The organism is Mesorhizobium sp. M2A.F.Ca.ET.039.01.1.1, assembly GCF_003998035.1.
GTDB lineage: Bacteria > Pseudomonadota > Alphaproteobacteria > Rhizobiales > Rhizobiaceae > Mesorhizobium.
The window spans coordinates 1-392 of the sequence record NZ_RZRY01001599.1 but is presented as its reverse complement, the minus strand read 5'-3'; the positions used below and the strand labels follow the sequence as shown (position 1 = coordinate 392).

The window sequence follows — 392 nt, the reverse complement described above, 5'->3', positions numbered from 1 at the left end:
CCCTTGGGAGGTCTGGTTCCTCACAGTGCTGATGGCCTCGATATCGTTCGCCGGCTATGTGGCCATCCGCGTCCTCGGTGGTACGCGCGGCCTGCTCGTCAGTTCGCTCGCCGGTGCGGTCGTCTCCTCCACCGCGGTGACCATGACCCTTGCTCGCAGTGCCGCTTCTGCCGCCAATCCTCTGCCGCTCGCGGGCGCGGCTTCGCTTGCCGCGATGGTTTCGATTTTGCGCGTTTGCACTGTAGTTCTGGCCATCGAGCCAAGCCTATTGGCCACGGTCGGCTTGCCGGCCCTTGCCGCGTCGGTCGCATTCGCCCTATGCGGAATTTTCCTGCTGACCAACCATGGCCGGGATCCAGAAAAGGGCACCCCGGCGCGCAATCCATTTGAGC

The 392-nt window shown here is 64.3% G+C and carries 1 protein-coding gene; it reads left to right on the top strand.

The features are described from left to right. Nucleotides 1-392, top strand: a 392-nt coding sequence (locus tag EOA24_RS41110) for a DUF4010 domain-containing protein (protein WP_127410979.1), incomplete at both ends; no start/stop codon positions are given.